This is a genomic window from Bifidobacterium sp. ESL0820, from assembly GCF_052606235.1.
This window is the reverse complement of record NZ_CP199594.1, coordinates 320546-340849: the sequence shown is the minus strand read 5'-3', so window position 1 is coordinate 340849 and position 20304 is coordinate 320546. Positions and strand designations below refer to the sequence as shown.

16 protein-coding genes and 2 riboswitches are annotated in these 20304 nt (G+C 65.2%); of the genes, 6 read left to right on the top strand and 10 right to left on the bottom strand.

What is annotated here, in order from left to right; genetic code table 11:
* Positions 1-11 precede the first annotated feature (11 nt).
* The 4 genes from ACUIAH_RS01405 to ACUIAH_RS01390 are packed head-to-tail and all read right to left on the bottom strand — an operon-like array spanning position 12 to position 5547.
* The gene (locus ACUIAH_RS01405) at positions 12-542 is read right to left on the bottom strand and encodes a GNAT family N-acetyltransferase (protein WP_445341160.1); all 531 of its coding nucleotides are present in this window, start codon (positions 540-542) and stop codon (positions 12-14) included.
* Entirely contained in the window at positions 539-3745 is a 3207-nt protein-coding gene (locus ACUIAH_RS01400) for a UPF0182 family membrane protein (RefSeq protein WP_445341159.1), read from the bottom strand. The genes ACUIAH_RS01405 and ACUIAH_RS01400 overlap by 4 nt, the downstream gene beginning before the upstream one ends.
* Before the next feature lie 9 nt (positions 3746-3754).
* Positions 3755-4918 (bottom strand): glycosyltransferase family 4 protein, encoded by a 1164-nt coding sequence (locus ACUIAH_RS01395; RefSeq protein ID WP_445341158.1) that lies wholly within the window; start codon positions 4916-4918, stop codon positions 3755-3757.
* On the bottom strand, positions 4915-5547 hold the full coding sequence (locus ACUIAH_RS01390) for an NAD(P)H-dependent oxidoreductase (protein WP_045924577.1): 633 nt from the start codon (positions 5545-5547) through the stop codon (positions 4915-4917). The genes ACUIAH_RS01395 and ACUIAH_RS01390 overlap by 4 nt, the downstream gene beginning before the upstream one ends.
* Positions 5548-5680: 133 nt before the next feature.
* Positions 5681-5839, top strand: a riboswitch (M-box (ykoK) riboswitch).
* Positions 5840-5912: 73 nt separating this feature from the next.
* Between ACUIAH_RS01390 and ACUIAH_RS01385 the strand changes: the two genes are divergently transcribed.
* The 4 genes from ACUIAH_RS01385 to ACUIAH_RS01370 all read left to right on the top strand — a co-directional run bounded on the left by ACUIAH_RS01385 (position 5913) and on the right by ACUIAH_RS01370 (position 10071).
* The gene (locus ACUIAH_RS01385) at positions 5913-7676 is read left to right on the top strand and encodes an ABC transporter permease (protein WP_445341157.1); all 1764 of its coding nucleotides are present in this window, start codon (positions 5913-5915) and stop codon (positions 7674-7676) included.
* A gap of 20 nt (positions 7677-7696) precedes the next feature.
* The gene (locus ACUIAH_RS01380) at positions 7697-9049 is read left to right on the top strand and encodes an ABC transporter ATP-binding protein (RefSeq protein WP_445341156.1); all 1353 of its coding nucleotides are present in this window, start codon (positions 7697-7699) and stop codon (positions 9047-9049) included.
* A gap of 46 nt (positions 9050-9095) precedes the next feature.
* Positions 9096-9168: riboswitch (Fluoride riboswitch) on the top strand.
* An 88-nt stretch (positions 9169-9256) separates the two neighbouring features.
* Positions 9257-9694, top strand: coding sequence for a fluoride efflux transporter FluC (locus ACUIAH_RS01375; RefSeq protein ID WP_445341155.1), 438 nt, complete (start codon positions 9257-9259; stop codon positions 9692-9694).
* Positions 9691-10071 (top strand): fluoride efflux transporter FluC, encoded by a 381-nt coding sequence (locus ACUIAH_RS01370; RefSeq protein WP_445341154.1) that lies wholly within the window; start codon positions 9691-9693, stop codon positions 10069-10071. The genes ACUIAH_RS01375 and ACUIAH_RS01370 overlap by 4 nt, the downstream gene beginning before the upstream one ends.
* Before the next feature lie 33 nt (positions 10072-10104).
* Here the strand turns inward: ACUIAH_RS01370 and ACUIAH_RS01365 are convergent, their stop codons facing one another.
* The 6 genes from ACUIAH_RS01365 to ACUIAH_RS01340 all read right to left on the bottom strand — a co-directional run bounded on the left by ACUIAH_RS01365 (position 10105) and on the right by ACUIAH_RS01340 (position 16217).
* A complete protein-coding gene (locus tag ACUIAH_RS01365; protein WP_445341153.1) occupies positions 10105-11112 on the bottom strand; it encodes a bile acid:sodium symporter family protein in 1008 nt (335 codons plus the stop codon).
* A 122-nt stretch (positions 11113-11234) separates the two neighbouring features.
* On the bottom strand, positions 11235-12023 hold the full coding sequence (locus ACUIAH_RS01360; RefSeq protein WP_445341152.1) for a L,D-transpeptidase: 789 nt from the start codon (positions 12021-12023) through the stop codon (positions 11235-11237).
* 54 nt (positions 12024-12077) lie between these two features.
* Complete coding sequence (locus tag ACUIAH_RS01355; RefSeq protein WP_445341151.1) at positions 12078-12878, bottom strand: alpha/beta fold hydrolase; 801 nt, start codon at positions 12876-12878, stop codon at positions 12078-12080.
* Complete coding sequence (gene ychF, locus ACUIAH_RS01350; RefSeq protein ID WP_445341150.1) at positions 12875-13981, bottom strand: redox-regulated ATPase YchF; 1107 nt, start codon at positions 13979-13981, stop codon at positions 12875-12877. The genes ACUIAH_RS01355 and ychF overlap by 4 nt, the downstream gene beginning before the upstream one ends.
* 42 nt (positions 13982-14023) lie before the next feature.
* On the bottom strand, positions 14024-14827 hold the full coding sequence (proC, locus tag ACUIAH_RS01345; RefSeq protein WP_445341149.1) for a pyrroline-5-carboxylate reductase: 804 nt from the start codon (positions 14825-14827) through the stop codon (positions 14024-14026).
* 10 nt (positions 14828-14837) lie between these two features.
* The gene (locus ACUIAH_RS01340) at positions 14838-16217 is read right to left on the bottom strand and encodes an alpha/beta fold hydrolase (RefSeq protein ID WP_445341148.1); all 1380 of its coding nucleotides are present in this window, start codon (positions 16215-16217) and stop codon (positions 14838-14840) included.
* Between the two features lie 235 nt (positions 16218-16452).
* Here ACUIAH_RS01340 and ACUIAH_RS01335 point away from each other — a divergent pair, with 235 nt between their 5' ends.
* Positions 16453-16593, top strand: a complete 141-nt coding sequence (locus tag ACUIAH_RS01335; RefSeq protein WP_445341147.1) for a hypothetical protein — start codon at positions 16453-16455, stop codon at positions 16591-16593.
* Positions 16594-16843: 250 nt separating this feature from the next.
* Positions 16844-19999 (top strand): RCC1 domain-containing protein, encoded by a 3156-nt coding sequence (locus ACUIAH_RS01330; RefSeq protein ID WP_445341146.1) that lies wholly within the window; start codon positions 16844-16846, stop codon positions 19997-19999.
* The last annotated feature ends 305 nt before the right edge of the window (positions 20000-20304 follow it).

Genomic DNA, 20304 nt, shown 5'->3' with positions numbered 1-20304 from the left:
ACGGTGAGATTCTACACAGGCTCCCCGACCCCGTTTCGCTCAAGGGACAGGCTCCAGTAGGAGACATCATGCAGGGCGAACCGGTCCCAGGCGGCCTGGGGCAGAAGGCCGAAGCGGCTGAACCCGAACCGGTGCAGCAGGGCCTTGGAAGCCGAATTGTCATCGAAGATGATGGCCACGGCCAGACGCATGCCCACCTGCTGGGCGCGCTCCAGCAGGGAATGGACCATCAGGGCTCCCAGGCCACGTCCACGGCTGCCGCGATCCACGTAGTAGCCCAGCTCGCAGGTCTCCTGGTAGCCGGGCCGGTCGTAGTAGGCCGACAGGGAGCCGAAGGCCAGCACTCTGCCCTCCTGCTCCAGGACCAGGACCGGATGGCCCTGGTCCGGATCGTGGTCCAGCCACCATTGCAGGCGCTGGTCCAGGCTGACCGGGGCCGTATCCGCAGTGGAACCGCCATCCATGACCGCCTGGTTGTAGATGGCAGTGACCGCCTCCAGGTCCCCGCGGCGGCAGAGCCGGATGCGCGGGGTGGCGCTCACTTGTTGCCGCCCTCCTGGTCGGAGGCCTCCTTGAGGGCTTCGCGCAGACGGTTCTGCGCCTCGCCGTAGGCGCTGAAGTCGCCCTTCTTCAGGGCGGCATCGCCGTCGCTCATGGCCTGGTTGGCCTTGTCCAAGGCCTGTTTCAGGGCCTGTCCTCCTGTGGCCGATGCCCCGCCGGAGCCGGCGCTCTTATCCGGGGCCTTACCGGATTGCTCGCTCTGATCAGCATCAGATTTGGTGCGTCCGGTGTTGTCGGCATCGCCGGCCGACGCACCCGAGTTGCCCTGGAAGGTCTTGTCAAGAGCCGCATCCAGGGTGGCGGACGACGACACCTTGTCCCCGAAGGCCACCAAAACCCGCTTGAGCAGGGGGAAACTGGTGGCGCCGCTGGACTGGACGTAGACCGGCTGGATGTAGATCAGCCCGCCGCCTATGGGCAGGGTCAGCAGGTTGCCGCGTTTGACCTTGGTGGACCCGGACTGGAGCAGGTTGAGCTCGGTGGAGACCGCAGCATCTGAGTTGAAGTTGTTCTGGGCCTGCCCGGGGCCGGGAACATTGGAATTCTTGGGCAGCTCCATCAGCCGGATGGTCCCGTAGTCCGGTCCTATCACCCCCTTGGTGGACCCGGCGTCGGAATCCACGGACAGGAACCCGGTCAGAATCTCCCTGGTGGAGGTGCCGGCGGGGATGAAGGTGGAGGTCAGCGAGAAGGCGGGCTTGTCAGTGCCAGGAGTCTGCAGGGTCAGATAGTAGGGAGGCTGCTTGACCCCGGCCTTCTGCTCCTTGCTGGTTCCGGTCGGATCCACGGGGGTCTGCCAGAAGTCCTCGCCGGAGAAGAACTGGCTGGCCGAGTTGACGTGGTACTGGGAAAGGAGCTGGCGCTGCACCTTGAACAGGCTCTCCGGGTAGCGCATATGGCTCATCAGGTCGCCCGAGATGGACGAGAGGGGCTTGAACTGGCCTGGGAAGACCTTCTGCCAGGCCTTGAGCACCGGATCCTTGGCGTCCCAGGCATACAGATCCACCGAGCCGTCGTAGGCATCGACCGTAGCCTTGACGGAGTTGCGGATGTAGTTGGCCTTCTGGGAGCCCAGTCCCTTGACGGCCTCCGAGCTCAGGGTGGTCGTGTCCTGGGTGATGGGACCCAGGTCCACCTTCTGGGAGTAGGGGTAGGCGTCAGAGGTGGTGTAGCCGTCGACGATCCACTTGACCCGGCCATCCACCACAGCCGGGTAGACGCGACCGTCCAGGGTCAGATAGGGGGCGATCTGGGCCACGCGCTCCTTGGGCGAGCGGTTGTAGAGGATCTGCGAGTCGGGGGTGACGCGGTCCGAGAAGAGGATCTGGTCGGATCCAAAGCGGATGGCGTAGAGGACCCGGGCCAGGAAGTTGCCCACCGAGGGGCCGCCGTTGCCCTTGAAGGTGTTGGTGGCTCCCTTGGAACCGGTGGGATAGTCGAACTCCCAGCCTGAGGAGCCCTGGGGCGCGCCGACGATGGAGTACTCGGGCGCGTTGGGCGAGAAGTAGATCCTCGGCTCGTAGTGCTGGCTGTCGGTCAGTTTGCCCTTCGTGGGGATGTCCTGTTCGAAGAACTCGGGCTGCCCGTCCGGGGTGACCTTGTTGCCGTAGGCGGCCACGATCCCGTAGCCGTGGGTGAAGACCGTGTGGTCGTTGACCCAGTTGCGGTTGTCGTTGCCCTCCAGGTCCAGCTCGCGAGCGCCGATGACCGTGTCCTGGCTGACTCCGTCAATGTCGTACTTGTCGACGGCCAGGGTGTCCTCGAAGGTGTAGTACTGCTTGGACTGCTGCAGCTGACGGAAGGTGGGCGAAACCACCTGGGGATCCAGCAGGCGGATCTGTGCGGTGGTCTCGGCATCACGGGAGAGGGCGCCCGACTGGACCTCGGTGGTGGCGTCATAGGCCTCGGTCTTCAGCCTGTCCAGCCCATAGGCCTGGGCGGTGGCGGTGATGTTGCGCTGGATGTAGGCGGACTCCATCTCCTGGGCATTGGGGTTGACCCGGAAGCGCTGGACCAGCGCCGGCCAGAAAACGGTCAGCAGCAGGGACAGGACGACGGTGACGGCTACAGCCAGGACGGGAACCCGCCACTGCCTGACGGCCGAACCCAGCGATCCTGCATGGACACGGCCGGGTTCCAGGGTGGGCGACCTCAGAATCCAGACCGCCAGGATGATGCCTAGCAAAGCCATGACCACAGCCATGATCAGGGTGACGGGAATGGCCGCCTTGACTGAAGTGTAGGAGGCGCCGGTGATCCGGTCGCCCTCCTCGGTCAGCCTGCCGAAGACGCCCAAGGCCATATCACCGGCCCAAACCAACATGAACAGGACCAGCCAGACGGCTACCTGTCTGCGGGCGGCACGGGTCATCTCCAGAATGCCGCGGCCCTGCACGGGCATGGTCAAGCGAATACCGCCCATGAGGAAGTTGGTTACCAGGCTGAAGACCGTGGCCGCCAGCAGCATCATCAGCAAAGAGGAGACCAGCAGCCGCAGCCCGGGCAGGATGAAGACGTAGAAGCCGTTGTCCAGGCCAAACTGGGGATCGCGCACCCCGAAGGACTGGGCGTTGAAGAGCAGGAGCACCTGCTTCCAATCCGCGTTGAACTGGAAGCCGAAGAACACACCGACGACCAGGGAGACCACCGCGGCCACCTTGAGCGCCTTGCGTGAAGAGACCCCCTTGCCGACCTCGATCAGATCGCCTCTGACCCTGATGGTGGACCCGTCGGGCGAATCGGGACGGCTGCGGATGGCCAGGAAGGCCGAGAACAGGGTCACCGCAGCCAGCAGCAGGGCGTAGGCCAGCCACAGGCCCACCTTGATGCCCAGCTGGGTCCAGACAATCCGTGCCGCCCCCAGCTGGGAGAACCACATGACATCGGTGATGAAGCGGCTGAGCCCAAATAAAAGTAGGAGGACGACCAGGACGACAGCGACAACCACAGCCAGAATCCGCATGCCCCTGGAAGGTCCGTTATTGTCCTTCTTGCGGGAAGTCAGCCGGGGGTCACCTGGTCCGGCGAAGCGGAAACGGGGCGTGCTGCCGCCCCCTTGGCCGGGACCCTCCCCATCGGTCTGCACATGCAGGATGACCGGGTCGTCGTCGTTGCGACGCCGGCCTGGTCCACCCGGGCCGCCCTCAGGGTCGAACATGGAACCGAAGAAATCGAAGAATGACATGTACCTAGCCTACATGAGACGGCGGTCCTGGATGGCTTGCCTGTAGACCTCCTCCACCTGATCGGCCACCGTGGTCACGTCGTAGCGATCCAAGAGCGCCAGCTGGTCATGGCGCACGTTCCGCCTCCAGGAGGGGTCCCCCAAGGCCTGGGCGATTCGCCGGGCCAGCAGGTCGGGTGTGTTGGGCGAGTCGACGGGCACCAGAGCCCGCTCGTCGCCCATCAGGGTGGACCGGTAGCCGGGATTGTCCCCGGCCAGCACAGGGGCCGTGCCCGAGGCGATGGCCTCCAGCAGGACGATGCCGAAGGACTCGCCCCCGGTGGAGGGAAAGACGGTCAGATCGGATGAGGCCAGCAGGGCGGGCTTGTCCTTCTCGTCCACAAATCCGGGGAAGGCCACCGGTGTGCGCAGGGCGGCGGCCTTCCGACGGCAGTCCTCCAGCAGCGGGCCCTTGCCGGCCATGGTCACATGCAGGCCCTCGGGCAGGATGCCGGCCCGCTCCCCCGCCTGGAGGGCCGAAAGCAGGATCCCCGCCCCCTTGCGGGCCACGAACCGCCCCAGGAAGACCAGATGCGGCCCCTGGCCGTGCAGGCGCGCCACCTCCTGGTCGCCAGCGGCCTGTCGGGCCCGGCGCAGGGCAGCCACATCCACGGGATTGGCCACCACCCTGCTGGGCACACCGGCAGTCCGTCGGGCATAGCTGGCCGCCACAGGCGAGACTGCGATGACCCTGTCGATGCGCCTATGGGTCCTGCGGTTGATCATCCCCAGCAGTCGGCCGCCCAGCAGCTGCAGGCTCCCTGTGGGGGCGATGTGATAGGTGGCCACCAGGGCTGTTGCCGGGTTTGCGGCGCGGATGACCCGCCCAGCCAGGAAGGGGCTGTAGGGGGCCTGGACGTGTAGCAGGTCGAAGTGCCCGGCCTCCAGGACCCGGCGGATGGGCGCCTTGGGCGCAGGCAGCGGTATGCGCATCCTGTTGCCGTTGAAGGAGACCATGACGTTGCGGGACAGGGAGTGGACACCGTCAACCGGCGGATGGGCGGTCTGGCCGACCAGATACTGGACCCTGTGGCCCCGCCTGCCCAGCTCCCGTCCCAGGGTCAGAATGTGCTGCTGGACTCCGTCAAAAACGTCCAGGGTGTCATCGAAGACGAATCCGATGCTGAGCGTCACTGAGCGTCCTGGCCAGCTCCGGGCTCGTTCCCTGCGGCCAGCTGACGACCCTTCAAGGCCAGGGCCACCAGGTGCCGGTCGGCGGCCTCCCGCGCCTGCTGGTCATCGTTGCCCGAGTCCAGATTGTCCACATAGATGGTCTCCACCTGGGCGACCTGGCAGTACTTGAGGAAGGTCTGCCTGCGCAGCTGGTTGTCCAGGGCCTCGCCGATGCCGCTGGACTGGTACCATTCCTTGTCTCCGCCGGTCAGCATGACCAGCTCCACCCGGCGCCCGGCCAGGGCCCCCGGGGTTCCATCAGCGTGGTATGCGAAGCCCCGGCAGATGACCCGGTCGATGAAGCCCTTCATGATGGCCGGCATGCTGTACCAGTAGACAGGGAAGACCAGGGCCAGCACGTCCGCATCCTTGATGCGCTCCTGCATGGCCTGGGCATCCTCGGGCATGGGTCCCTGGCCCAGGTAGTGGGTCCTGTCCTCCATGCCGAAGACGGGATTGAATCCCTCGGCGCAAAGGTCGATCAACTCGGTGCGAGCCCCGCCCTCGGCCGCCCCGTCCAGCAGGGCATTGCCCGCCGCATCGGTCAGGCTCTTGGGTTCGGGGTTGGCCGTGACTGCCACGATCTTCATAGGGATTCGCTCCTTACATTCCATTTCTCGCCTGCTCCGACTGCGTGCAGACCCTTGTCATTGTCAGTCCTGGCAAGGACGGCAACACCGGTTTGGCAAATGCTTGACACTGCTCTGAGGCCCATCTATGTTATTGGGTGGTCGGTAGGTGAAGCTACCGCATGGACAAGGCATGCTGCCGCAAAGTGGTGGAGACACCCCGCGCAGGTCAACAGTCCCCGTCGGATCAAGGCAGGGACTAATGCAGGGCCAAATACCATGCGAAGCCGAAGCTTGAACGATGACAATGGTCGGCTCATGGCCGATCGCCACGCCGTCTTCGAGGCTGCCGACAGGGATGTTCCGCACCTTGGAGGGAGGCCATCGTGAATACTGTCGCACTGCCAGGAGTGCTCCGTTCGCCACTGAACGACGACCGCAGCCAGGCATCGCGCTCCACCCGCATATGGACGGGCCTGGCCGTAGCCATTGGCGCTCTGGTCCTGCTGGGGGCCCTGGCCTATCTGCTGCCGGCCCTGGGCGCGCCCATCGGCCCCGCCGGGGTACCCTCGCACGTCTCCACCGACCCGGCCAACCTGCCCTACTACGCGCTACGCTCCCTCTTCCGCATGTTCACGGCCCTGATCATCTCCCTGGTCTTCGCCTTCCTCTACGGCCTGGCCGCCGCGCGCTCCCGCCGCCTGGGCGCCGTGCTCATCCCCCTGCTGGACATCCTGCAGTCGGTGCCCGTCCTGGGCTTTCTGTCGGCCACCATCTCCATCTGGCTGGTCCTCTTCCCCGGGTCCATCATGGGCGTGGAGGCGGCCTCCATCTTCGCCATCTTCACCAGCCAGGCCTGGAACATGGCCTTCTCCTTCTATAACTCCCTGACCAGCGAGCCCGCCGACCTGGACGAGGCGGTGAGGCTGATGCGCCTGACCCGCTGGCAGCGCTTCTGGAAGCTGGACGTGCCCAACTCCATGATCCCCCTGCTCTGGAACTGCATGATGAGCATGGGCGGCGGCTGGTTCTTCCTGACCGCCTCCGAGATGATCTCGGTCAACAACAGGACCCTTGCCCTGCCCGGCATCGGATCCTTCGTGGAGGAGGCCACCGCCGAGCAGGACCTAGGCAAGGTGGGCCTGGCCATCCTGACCATGATCGTGGTGGTGCTGCTGATTGACTTCCTGCTCTGGAAGCCGCTGACCGCCTGGGCCGAGAAGTTCCGCTACACCAGCAGCCAGTCCACCGAGCCCCGGCGCAGCCTGGTGCTGACGATCATCCGCCTGTCCGGGGTCAAGGACCTCTTGGGCCTGGTGGGCCATCCCCTGGCCGACCTGCTGGACCGGATCACCCGCCCCCTGGGTCGCACAGGAGCGCGCTGGAGCCGTGGCGGCGGACGCAGGCGGCCAAGCGACCTGGTCTGGTGGGCCTGCCTGGCCCTGATCGGCCTGTGGGGACTCTGGCAGCTGGACCGCCTGGTCATCCGCCCGCTGGGTCTGGGCGAGGTCGGCCACGTCTTCCAGCTGGGCCTGCTGACCTTCCTGCGGGTGCTGATCCTGATGGTGGTCTGCACCATCGTCTGGGTGCCCATCGGCGCCCTGATCGGCATGAATCCGCGCATCTCCCGCTACCTGCAGCCCCTGGTGCAGATCCTGGCCTCCTTCCCGGCCAACTTCATCTTCCCCTTCGTCACCATGGTCTTCATCATCTGGCGGATCGACATCAATTGGGGCAGCATCCTGCTCATGGCCCTGGGCACCCAGTGGTACATCCTCTTCAACGTCATCGCCGGGGCCTCGGCCATCCCCGACGACCTGCTGGAGATGTCGCGCAGCCTGGGCCAGAACCGCTGGCAGCGATGGAAGACCCTGATCCTGCCGGCCCTGTTCGGCTCCTGGTGCACCGGCGGCATCACCGCGGCCGGCGGGGCCTGGAACGCCTCCATCGTCTCCGAGGTGGTCTCCTACGGCAAGACCGAGCTGACGGCCAAGGGCCTGGGTGCCTACATCGCCCAGGTGACCGCCACCGGCGACACCCCCCGCATCATCCTGGGGGTGGCCGTCATGAGCATCTTCGTGGTCCTGGCCGACCGGTTCTTCTGGTCTCCCCTGCAATCACTGGCACAACGGCGCTATTCCCTGACATGAGAAGTCTGAGAGGTTCGACAATGACCAAGATCAATTCCAACGGGATCATCACGGCCGAGCACGTGACCAAGACCTACCAGTCCGACAAGGGCGCTGACCTGACCGTCCTGGACAACATCGACTTCACCCTGCATGAGGGCGAGGTGGTGGCCATCCTGGGCCGCTCAGGCGCCGGCAAGTCCACCCTGCTGCGCATCCTGGCCGGCCTGGTCCCGGCCAGCAAGGGCAGCGTCGAATACCGGGGCAAGCAGCTGGACGGGCCCAACCCCGGCGTGGCCCTGGTCTTCCAGAGCTTCGCCCTGATGCCCTGGCTGACCGTCAAGGACAACGTGGAACTGGGCCTGCAGGCCCGTGGCGTGCCCAAGAAGGAGCGCGAGAAACTCTCCCTGGCCGCCATCGACGCCATCGGCCTGGACGGCTTCGAAAGCGCCTACCCCAAGGAGCTCTCCGGCGGCATGCGCCAGCGCGTAGGCATCGCCCGTGCCCTGGTCCTCAAGCCGGACGCCCTCTTCATGGACGAGCCCTTCTCGGCCCTGGACGTGCTGACTGCCGAGAATCTTCGCCAGGAGGTCCTCAAGGTCTGGTCCGAGGAGGCGGGCAGCGTCAAGTCGGTCCTGATCGTCACCCACAACATCGAGGAGGCCGTGGAGATGGCCGACCGGGTCCTGGTCCTGGACTCGCATCCCGGCCGGGTCATCGCCGACGTGCCCATCAACCTGGACAGGCCTCGGGACAAGCAGTCCGACCTCTTCCAGTCCTGCGTGGACTACCTCTACTCCATCCTGACCGGCCAGCGCGACAGCGAGGACATCCGCCGCCGTCTGCAGACCAAGGTGCGCAACCGTCAGGCTGTGCGGGACTCGGTGCGGGACGAGGACACGGCCGAGCGCAATCTGCCCGACGCCACCCCCGGCGGCCTGGCCGGTCTGGCCGACGTCATGGTCAACCAGCCCAACGGCATGGATCTGGCCGACCTGGCCGCCAAGCTCTCCTTCGAGGTGGATGACCTCTTCCCCCTGATCGACGCCGGGCTCATGCTGGGCATCTTCCAGGCGGACAACGGGCACGTCAGGCTGACCGACCAGGGCCGTGCCTGGCACGACGCGGACATTCTGGAGAGCAAGGAGATGTTCTCACGGATGCTGATGGATCATGTTCCGCTGATCCGCATCATCGACCGGGCCCTGAAGAACAGCGACGACAAGAGCCTGCACGGCTCCCTGATCCTGGATCTGCTGCGGGCCCACCACTCGGACAAGGAGGCCGTCCAGCAGTTCGACACCGCCATCACCTGGGGCCGCTACGGCGAGCTCTTCGACTACGATGCCGACGACGACCGGCTGACCCTGGACCCGGAAAACCACACCGAGTGAACAGTCTCGCAGCTGCGACGGCTACGGTCCCCTTGGGCTCCTAGAATGAGCCTCGGGCGATGGAACCCGCCCGGGGCTTGAGCCCCGAACCGCAAACTGCTGATAGTTCCTGCACCATGATTCGACGACCCGTCTGTGGGCCGGGTGCAGGCGCATGCCATTCAGCCCGACCCTGCGGACGCTGATCCGTCGGGAACCGAGCTTTCAATGACCAAACCCCCTACCGGACCTGACATGGCCACGGCCCTGGTGGTGATGCTGGGCGGAACACTGGGCACCGGCTGCCGGTACGCCCTGAGCCTGCTGCCAGGCCAGAGCGGCCCACTGCATCCGGGAACCCTCCTGGCCAACCTGATCGCCTGCACAGGCTACGCCCTGCTGACCGCTTTCTTGTCCGGACTGCCAAAAAACGCACATGAGCGCCGAAGGCAGCTGACCAACAAGGGCCTGGGCATGGGCCTGTGCGGAGGGCTGTCGACCATGTCCACGCTCTCGCTGGAACTGGTACAAGGCCTGTCGGGCGGCCAAGTCCGGGCAACCCTTGCCTACTTGCTGGTCTCCTTTGCCGGAGGCCTGATGGCCTCCTGGGCCATGGCCGCGCTGGGAGCCCGTCTGGCCGCACATATCCAGGCGGGTGCGCGATGACCATTGCATTGACATTGCTGATCTGCCTGTGCGGCGGCCTGGGGGCCGGACTGCGCTACCTGTTGGACACCCTGGTCAAGGCCCGCTGGCAGGTGAACCTGCCCCTGTCTACCATGATCATCAACCTGTTGGCCGGATTGGCTGCAGGGCTGGTGGCCGCTCTGGCCGCCTTCCATGGACTGCCTAACTGGGGACGGCTGCTGCTGGCCACAGGGCTGCTGGGCGGCTTCTCCACCTTCTCGACAGCGGTCAACGAGGTGCTGGCCCTGGCCCGGCAGAGAAGGCATCTAGCAGCTCTTGGCTATCTGGCAGCTTCAGTCTTTCTGCCGCCCCTGCTGACGGCCCTGGGCTTCCTGCTGGCCGGACCGGGCATGTAGCAGATCCAGCCAGCAATCAAGGAGCTGCGGAACCTAGGCACGAGCCGGTTCCGGACGACCCTGGGCGGAGTCAGCGGCAATCCCCAGCCGGTCGTCATGCCGACGCCACCAGGCGGACAGCACCGAGCCGGAGATGTTGTGCCAGACACTGAAGAAGGTTGAGGGGATGGCCACAATCGGGTCGGCGGCGAAGGCCTGCAGGGCCAGGGTCGCGCCCAGTCCGGAATCCTGCATGCCCACCTCGAAGGTGATGGCCTTCTGCTGGGCGTAGCGGAATCCCTTGGGGTAGAGGCGGTACATGAGCCGGCTGAAGAGGAAGCCCAGCCCGTACCCGCACAGGTTGTGAAGCATGACCACCGGCAGGACCAGGGCGGTGGCGGCGGTGAAGAGCTTGGCATGGTTGACGGAGACGACCACGCCGATGATGATCAGTATGGCGATCTGCGAGACTGCCGGCAGGGCCACGGTCACCTTCTGCACCTTCTCCTTGAATATGGCGTGGACGACCAGGCCCAGGGCGATGGGGATCAGCACCACCTCAAGGGCCGTCAGGAAGAGCTGCTTGGTGGGGATGTCCACATACTGGCTGGCCAGCAGGTTCATCAGCATGGGGATCATCAGGGGCGCACACAGGGTGGAAAGCAGGCCTATGGACACGTCCAGGGCCACATCGCCGCGCGACAGGTAGGACATGACGTTGGAGGATGTCCCCGAGGGGCAGCAGCCCACCAGGATGACTCCCACGGCGATCATGCCGTCCAGGCGGAAGATGCGGCAGAGCAGCACGGCCAGCAGAGGCATGATCAGGTAATGGGCTATGGTGCCGACGATGACCATAAGCGGCATCTTGAGGATTCGCTTGAAATCGTCCAGGCTCAAGGTCAGTCCCATGCCGAAGAGAATAATGCTCAGGAAGTAGTTGGTGTAGCTGCGGGCCCAAATGCTAATCTGCGGGACAAAGAAGTTGATGGCGGCCCACGCTAGGACCACCAGGATGAACCACTTAGTCAACCAGTCACTGAACCGCTGCACCTTTTGCATGATTCCTGACCACTTCCTCTCGATAGTTCTCTCTGTGGTAGAGCAAAGTTAGAAAACCGAGGGCAGGCACGACGGCGAATGGTCACATTTTGGACGAGGTTATTGCGACTCACGAGAGAAATTCACTTGACCAGGACGGGCGTGCCGGTGGGCACGGACTGCATGATCCATCGAGCGTCGGGCACCGTTAGCCGGATGCAGCCGTGGGAGCCAGGGCGGATGCCCAGCATATCGGCCTCCTCCTTGATGTAGCCGCCCTTGGAATCGGTGGGAACCGAATGGAAGAGGAAGACCCCGTGGTTCAGAAAGCTGGTGTAGTAGCGGGCGCCCATCCCCTCACCGGGATTATAAAAGTGGTCGCCGCGCTCGGCCTGGATGCGGAAGCTGCCCCTGGGCGTGGAGTCATCCATGCCCGTTGAGGCGTACATGGTGTAGAGCAACTCAGACCCGTCACGCACATAGACCCGCTGATCCTGAAGGCTGACCTCCAAGGATAGGCCAGGATGGGCCGCAGGATCCGGGTAATCGACCTGCTGGGAAGGCTTGAGCCAATCGACAGGATGAGCGGAAGTAGCAGCAGGGTCTAGCTTCTGCTGCTTTGTCTGATTCTTTGTGGCTGATGAAGAGGAGGCGGATTTACGGGGTTGATGCACCTTGGGGAATTGTCTGACCGAAACGGTGGATGTGCTCGAAGCGCCCGCAGCTGTGGTTCGTTCTGCATGGGCCGCATCCACCGGCTGGATCAGGTTGACGATCAGGACTGTCAGCAGCAGCGTCAGTAATGCGCTTATCACTACCACAGGCGTGCGGCGGACAGGGTCCAGCAACCAACGGAGCATGGCAAGCGCACGCCGCTTAAGGCGTTTGCTATCCAATCCCCAGACAGCCATGTCCTTCCCCTTCGTCGCCATTGAACGAACATGTATGCACAGTTCATTGTAATGGCAGACGAAACCGGTAGAGACTCAGTCTTTCAGCACCTGCCTAGCCCAGTCCTCCAGCAGGTCGCAGACCAGGGCGGTCTGTTCGATCTGCACATTGTGGCCGGCCCGGTCCAGCAGCGAGTAGGAGGCCCGGGGGAAGCGGCAGGCCAGGTCGAACTGGTCCAGGTAGCCCACCCGGTCGTCCTGGCGGCCGCAGACAAAGAGCACAGGGGCTATGAATCCGGACCAAACCTGGTCGAATTCCATATCCAGCTGGTAGTGCCCCTCCATTCGAACCACCGTGTCGGCATCAGCCGAACGAACACCGGGCATGATGGTGCGCTGGTAGGCCTCAAGATGCTTCCGGGACTCCACCACGGCCATCTGCCGGTAGGCATGCCTGGTGAACTCGTCCACCTCGGCCAATCCCTGGTCGTCCCGGACCAGCACCTGACGCGGGGGCAGGCGTCTGTGGGCGGTCACCGGATCGACCACCGAGGAGAGCAGGGCCATCCCCCGGCAGCGGTCCAACCGACCGGCGGCGGCATGGCGGCTGAGCAGCCCGCCCAGGGAGTTGCCCACCAGGGCGAAGGGGCCGCCACCGCTGAAAATGTCCACCTGATCATCCAGCCACCGGGCCAGACCGTCCAGATCGAGGATAGACGGGTCGGGCGGTGTGCGGCCGAAGCCGGGCTGATCCAGATAGATCCGCTCGAAACCGCCCACCCGCTCGAAGACGGGGTCCAGGTCGTCGAAGATGTGGTGGTCCACACCGGACCCGTGCACGAAGATCAGCGGCAGCCCATGACCCCGGCGAATGGCGAACCCAGGCTTGGCGCTCACTTCTTGGAGCCGGAGGGGATGCCGGTCTTGAACTCCACGAGGTCGCCGTCCTGCATGACGTAGTCCTTGCCCTCAAGGCGCATCTTGCCCTCCTCGCGCACCTTGGCGTAGGAGCCGTCGGCGGCCACGAAGTCGTCGTAGGAGACCACCTCGGCCTTGATGAAGCCCTTCTCGAAGTCGGTGTGGATGACCCCGGCGGCCTGGGGGGCGGTCCAGCCCTTGTGGATCTGCCAGGCGCGCACCTCCTTGACCCCGGCGGTCAGGAAGGTCTGCAGGCCGAGGATGTCGAAGCCCACCCGGGCCAGCTGGTCCAGGCCGGACTCCTTGAGCCCGGCATCGGTCAGCATCTCGCGGGCGTCGGCCTCGTCCAGCTCGGTCAGTTCGGACTCGAACTGGGCGTTGAGGAAGATGGCGGGCGCGGGAGCCACGGAGTCGGCCAGCTGCTTCTTCAAGTCCTCGTTCTGCAGCTCGTCGTCGTCCACGTTGAAGACGTAGATGAAGGGCTTGGCGGTCATCAGATGCAGGTCGTAGAGCTCATCCTTGTCGATGTCCCCGGCCTGGGCCGCCTGGTCGATGGTCCGGCCCTGGCCCAGAATCTCCTTGGCCTTCCGGACGGTGTCCAGGTAGGCGGGCTTGATCTTGCCGCCGCGCTGATCCTTCTCCAGCTTGGGCAGGGCCTTGTCGATGGTCTGCATGTCGGCCAGAATCAGCTCGGTGTTGATGGTGTCGATGTCGTCGGCCGGATCCACCTTGCCGTTGACGTGGACGATGTCGTCGTCATTGAAGGCACGGACCACCTCGCAGATGGCGTCAGCCTCGCGGATGTTGGCCAGGAACTGGTTGCCCAGCCCCTCCCCCTCCGAGGCCCCCTTGACGATGCCGGCGATGTCCACGAAGGTGACCGTGGCGGGCACGATCTTGTCCGTGTGGACCAGCTTGGCCAGGACGGGCAGCCGGTCGTCGGGCAGGGGCACGATGCCGGTGTTGGGCTCGATGGTGGCGAAGGGGTAGTTCTCCGCCAGAACGTTGTTGCGGGTGAGGGCGTTGAAGAGTGTGGACTTGCCGACGTTGGGCAGCCCGACGATTCCTATGGTTAACGACATATCCACCAGTCTATTGCCCGGACTGCCCCGGCGTGGCTCCCCCTAGTCGCCGCGCTCCACCGCATCGATGGCCTCGATGACCGCTCCACGGAAGCCGTGCTTCTCCAGGGAGGCGACCCCCTTGATGGTGGTTCCGCCCGGCGAGCAGACCGCGTCCTTCATGGCCCCGGGGTTGGTGCCGGTGGCCAGGTAGAGGGCTCCAGTCCCCTGAACCATGCGCGCCGCCAGCCGGTAGGCCGCCTGCCTGGGCAGCCCGTGCTCCACCCCGGCATCGGCCAGGGCCTCCATGTACATGGCCGTGTAGGCGGGCGCGCATCCGGCGATGGTCGTGCCCACCGAGACCAGCTCCCGGGGCAGCCGTTCGATCATGGCCACCGGGTCGAAGACCTGGCTGAAGAGCTCCCGCTGCTGGTCGGTCAGGGTGTCGTCCTCCTGGGTGACCAGAATCCCCTGCCCTACCGAAATGGGGGTGTTGGGGATGGCGCAGATCAGGTGGGTGCCCTCCTCCAGGATATCGGCATAGTCCTCAAGGGTCATGCCGCCCACCACCGAGAGGACCATGCGGTCCGGGTCAGCCAGCTCATGGCGGATGGGCTCGCAGACCTGGGCCACCTGCCCAGGCTTGACGGCCAGAATCACCAGGTCGGCGGCCGCAGCCACCTCGGTGCCGGAGTGCATGGGCCGCACCCCTAGCTGGGCCGTCCGCTCCACCAGCCGGTCATAGTGGGCTGCACAGGCCACAATCCGGCCGCCGGGCAGCACGCCTGCGTCGACCAGGCCCTGGGCCATGGCCTGGGCCATGTTGCCGTATCCGATGAATCCGAGAGTCAATGAGTCCGTGTTCATGCCCTCAAGTCTAGCCGCGCGCCGGGAAGAGCCCCTCCAGATCACCGCGCTCCAGGGCCAGCCGGTAGAGGTGGGCGAAGACCCTGTCCCCGTGCAGCCCGTCGTGCTCAAACTCGTTGGTCACCCAGGCATGGGCATGACCCACGCGCGAGAGGGTGTCCAGCTGAAGCTCGGAGGGCACGTAGAGGTCGTCGGCATAGACCGCGGCCTGCAGGGGAACCTGATTGTCGGCCAGACGCTCGGGATCGTACAGGTGGCCCCAGGAGCCCTCCTCCATGAGCAGGCTGACCGCCGGGCCGAAGGGGCGCAGGGCTGCCTCCTGCTCGAACATCCAGGGGAAGATCGCCTCACCGGTGAACATGAGCGGACGGGCAGCAGTGTCGAATTCAGGACGGGCGTCGCGCACCCGCTGTGCAGCCCAGCGCAGGGGTTCGCAGTCTCCGTCGGCGTAGATGAACTCCTGCAGGGGCCAATAGAGCGGTGTAACCGCAGTGGCCGCCCGCACCCCTTCCAGGAAGGCCTGCGAGAGGGTGGCCCGGGAGCTGCTGGCGCCGGAAGCGGGCAGGCTGCCGTCGCCGTCCAGGAAGGCCGTGTCCAGCAGCCAGTGGAGGCGCTCGAACCCGCCGCTCTTGCCCAGGTCGGCACCCAGGGTCTGCAGCCGCTCCACGCTCAGGGGGTCGCCTCCGGGCAGAACCACGTCGCCCTGGGCCAGCTGGTCGGCAATGGCTGCCACACGGTCTTGGTCCCCTGGATAGCGCTGATAGAAGATCTGGGACCGCTGGGCCATTTTGGTGAAGGTATGGGAATAGAGCTCATAGGCATCAGCAGGGATATGCGGCACGCCCCCGGTAGTAAAAGCTGCAGCAATACCTTCGGGGAAGTTCGACAGGTAGGCCATGGTCAGGAAGCCGCCGAAACTCTGCCCAAGGGTCACCCAGGGACGGCCGGCGAAGACCGTGCGACGCAGGTGCTCGAAGTCCCGGATGATGGAGTCCGCCAGAAAATGCTTCAGATAGTCGGCCTGGGCCCGGGGCTCTCCCAGGGAGGCCATGGTGGAGCCGTCGATGGCGCTGGACCGGCCCGTACCCCGCTGATCGGGCAGGACAATGCGGAAGTGACGCAGGGCCTCAGGCATCCACCCGTCGGCAGTGGCGTTCAGCGGCCGTGGGGCGCCCGAGCCTGGTCCGCCCTGCAGGTAGACCAGCAGCGGCAGGTCGTCGTGAATGTGCTCGGGGGCGCAGACCACGCGGTAGAAGCAGCGGATGATCGCCTGGTCCGAATGATCTTCGGCCCGCCAGACGCCAGGTTCACTGCCTGCCCAGTCCAAGGGAATGGGGATGGACCCCTCCCGAACGTAGAGTCCCGGCAGATAGTATCCCTGGTTGGTCATGCGCTGGCTCCTTTCTTTCAGGTCAGTCGGGTTCATTGTCCCCGGGCGGTTGGACCTGGCTCGTGTGTTGTCGGCGGGCTGGGTGGTAGGGTAAAAAGAGGGGGACGTCGAGAAGACGGCTGGCTTGCGCCATCGGCTCCTGCAATACGATGCAGGGCTGGCGCTGGCAGGCAGGACTTTGAATAGGCATGCGGTGTTGATACCGTTTGGTGTTTGGTGAAGGGGTTTTGGTTTCATGCATCTGGTTTCCCGTCTGCGTCGCACCTTGGCGATGACGACCATCCTGCTGGGAATGCTGGCAGGCCTGGGCGTCGCATCCGCCCAGGCGGACGCTCCCATACTCACCGGGGGGTCGTCAGACCCCTCGCGTAGCTAAGCAAACCCCCGGCACCCTCCCCAGCCTCCCCAGCAACGCACCAAATACGCCACTGCCCTCGCCCTCGCCGATACCAGCCGCCACACCATTAAACCCAGCATCATCCAAGTCCGGCACCCCGTCATCGACGACGGGAACGCCTGACAGCGCAGACGCCGCTCCGTCCAAATTAGCCGACAAGACAGATAATCAAGCTTCGCATACCGTACGTTTCGACCCGGCGGACGGCAGCAAACCAACCCAAACGACCGTGAAAACCGGGACTCTCGCCTTCCCTCCGGAACAGAACCCTGTGCGTGAAGGCTTCCGGTTCGACGGGTGGACGCTTGACGGCCAGCCTTTCGACTTCCAGGCCCCCGTCCTCCAGGACACCACCCTGACAGCGCAGTGGTCGAAGGCCACGGACTGGACGCTGAACCCGGACCACGGGCCCGCCTCCGGCGCGCGAGTGACCATCAGCCCGCCCGACAGGCAGGAGCCCCAATTCGCCGGCCTTGATGCCGCCGGAGGCCAGACCGTCGGCCTGACCGGCGACGGCCGCATCTACACCTGGACACAAGACAGCACGCCCAAACAGGCCCCCTCCCCCGCCCAGGCCCCCGACGGATTCCGCTACCAGCAGGTTGCAGCCGGCAGCCGCCGGCAGGCGGCTCTCGGATCCGACCAGCAGATATATACCTGGACCAGCGGACAGCCAACGCCCACCATCCTCGACACCAGCCGGAGCACCCAATTCAGCAGCATCAGCCTGGACGACGACCGGCTGCTCGCAGTGGACCGGCAGGGACAGGTCCACGCCTATCAGGCCAGCGATGACGACAGCCAGAATCCAGAACTTATCCAGCAGGCCACGCTCAGCCTGCCCGGGAAAGCGCAGGCCATCACCGCCGCCGCCTCCAACAGCCAGGCTCTCATCGTGGACACGGACGGGCAAGCCTGGACCTGGGATGCGAGCAAGACCGGCAACGCCAAGCCCGAACGAATCAAACAGGATCCAGGCATGCGCATCGTCCAAGGGCGAGCCTTTATCAGAGGATTCCTGCTCTTGGATTCACAGGGACAGGCCTGGTACCTGTCGGGCGGCATGGCCAGCATGACCCCGGTCAGCCTGCCCGACAGCGTGCAGGCCAGCAGGATCGCCGCCAACGAGGATCAGGCCATGATCGTCGGCACGGACGGCCATGTCTGGGCCTGGCAGCCCGGAAAAGCGCCCAAGCGCGCGGACGACGGGAGCCGGCAGTACGTGCAGGCCGTCAAGACCGGCGGCAGGGTCACCGCCATCAGCAGGCAGGGCAGCATGCTCGGGTGGAGCCTGGACGGGCAGGGCCAGGCAGGCCGGCCGGCCAGGCTCGACACCATGCAGGCGCCCATCCTGGAAACGGCCAGCATGGACGGCCAGGCATTGACGCTCACCAGGAGCAACGGCTCCTGGCAGGCGGACATGCCCGCCCACAAGCCCGGACAAGCAACTATCCTCATCACGGGCAGGCAGGACGGGCAGCCTTTCTCCAGGAGCCTTGCGTACACGGTCGACCAGCCGCTGGCACGAGCCGCGGAGCCAGGATCCGCGTTCACGGCCCGCTTCGACACAGGCGGAGGAAACCCCATACCAGCAGACCAGACTGTCCCCTCCCCGTACGGCCGGGTGAAGCGCCCCTCCCCCGACCCTGCGCGGGATGGCTTTCTGTTCGACGGATGGTTCACCGGGGATGTCGCCTACGATTTCAGCAGGCCCGTCGGCAAGGACCTGACCCTGACCGCCCACTGGACGCCCGCAGGCCGGAACAGCACGTGGAGCATCAGCCCCGACAAGGGCAGCCAGCTGGGCAGGGAATCCACCACCATCACCCCGCCCGACAGCGCCAGCCGGGGCATCCGGTTCAGCCAGATCAGCGCCGGAGACTATCATTCCCTGGCTGCGGGCAGCGACGGCAACGCCTACGCCTGGGGAAACAACTACTATGGCCAGCTCGGCAACGGGACGAACGGGACGGGCAGCAGCTACCGGAATACGCCGGCCATGGTGGGGAAGCCCGCAGGCGCGCCTGCGGATTTCACCTACGTGCAGGTCAGCGCCGGAGGCGATCATTCCCTGGCCGTGGGCAGCGACGGGAACGCCTGGGCATGGGGATACAACAACAGTGGCCAGCTCGGCAACGGGACGACAAGCTACAGCGGCCAATCTACGCCGGTCAAAGTGGGGAAGCCTGCAGACGCGCCGGCGAATTTCACCTACCTGCAGGTCAGCGCCGGATGGCAGCATTCCCTGGCCCTAGGCAGCGACGGGAACGCCTACGCCTGGGGATACAACGACACTGGCCAGCTCGGCAACGGGACGACCAGCAGCCAGAAAACGCCGGTCAGAGTGAAGACGCCTGCAGACGCGCCAGCGGACTTCACCTACCTGCAGGTCAGCGCCGGACGATATCATTCCCTGGCCGTGGGCAGCAACGGGAACGCCTACGCCTGGGGATCCAACAGCAATGGCCAGCTCGGCAACGGGACGACAAGCTACAGCGGCCAATCTACGCCGGTCAAAGTGGGGAAGCCTGCAGACGCGCCGGCGAATTTCACCTACCTGCAGGTCAGCGCCGGACGATATCATTCCCTGGCCCTAGGCAGCGACGGATACGCCTGGGCATGGGGATACAACGACACTGGCCAGCTCGGCAACGGGACGAACACCGACAAGAAAACGCCGATCAGGGTGAAGACGCCCGACCGCAACACGTACCCGGACCTGCCAGCGGACTTCACCTACGTGCAGGTCAGCGCCGGATTCGATCATTCCCTGGCCGTTGGCAGCGACGGGAACGCCTACGCCTGGGGATGGTACTACTATGGCCAGCTCGGCAACAACATCAGAAACCCTTCGACTGTTCCTGTGCGCGTGCGCGACCCCGCCAGCCCCACCGACACGAGCAAAGGACTGCAAGCCGTGCAAGTCAGCGGCGGGTACTCTTATTCGCTGGCCGTGGGCAGCGACGGGAACGCCTACGCCTGGGGAAAGAACGGCAGTGGCGAGCTCGGCGACAACACTACAAACACAAGAAGGGCTCCTGTGCCGGTGTCGTTCAACCTGGCTCTGGTGATCACCGGCGTCAGATTCGACCAGACCCCCGCATCAGGCCTGACGCGCGGCGATGGCAGCAGCGTGACCGTGTTCACGCCCGCGCACCAGCCGGGCACGGTCACCGTCAGCGTCGACTACACGCTGGGCGGCGCACCCCAAACGCCGGACACCTCCTTGAGGTACACGTACCTGCCAGCAGGCGTGCTCCCCAAGGCAGGCGGGGAAGGCATCCTGCTCGCCCTCATCACCGGGACTGTAAGCATGGGCGGGGTCCTCGCCTCGCGCCGCCACCGAAGGGAACAACGCCAACTATTGCACGCTTCGCACGAGTAAGAGCGGCCGGGCGGCGTATCAATCCCCCCGCCCCCGGCCCATCAAGGGGGAGCAGGGAGGAAACGTGTCACCTAAGGCTCAACCCCAAGAGAGCCGACACTTCCCTCCCGCGCCCCCACCACACTTCCACAGGCGGAAGCCGAGGGCAGGCATGCACGCCCCCGCCCCCGCCCGGGAGAGAGGGAAACACGGCCAGGCCGGCCAGGAGGCTCAACAGCCCCCAGCCAGCCCGGCCGCTGTTTATTTCTCTATCTCAAATAATTACTATAAGTACTCGCTCGTTCCCAACCCTGGACGGGATTTGG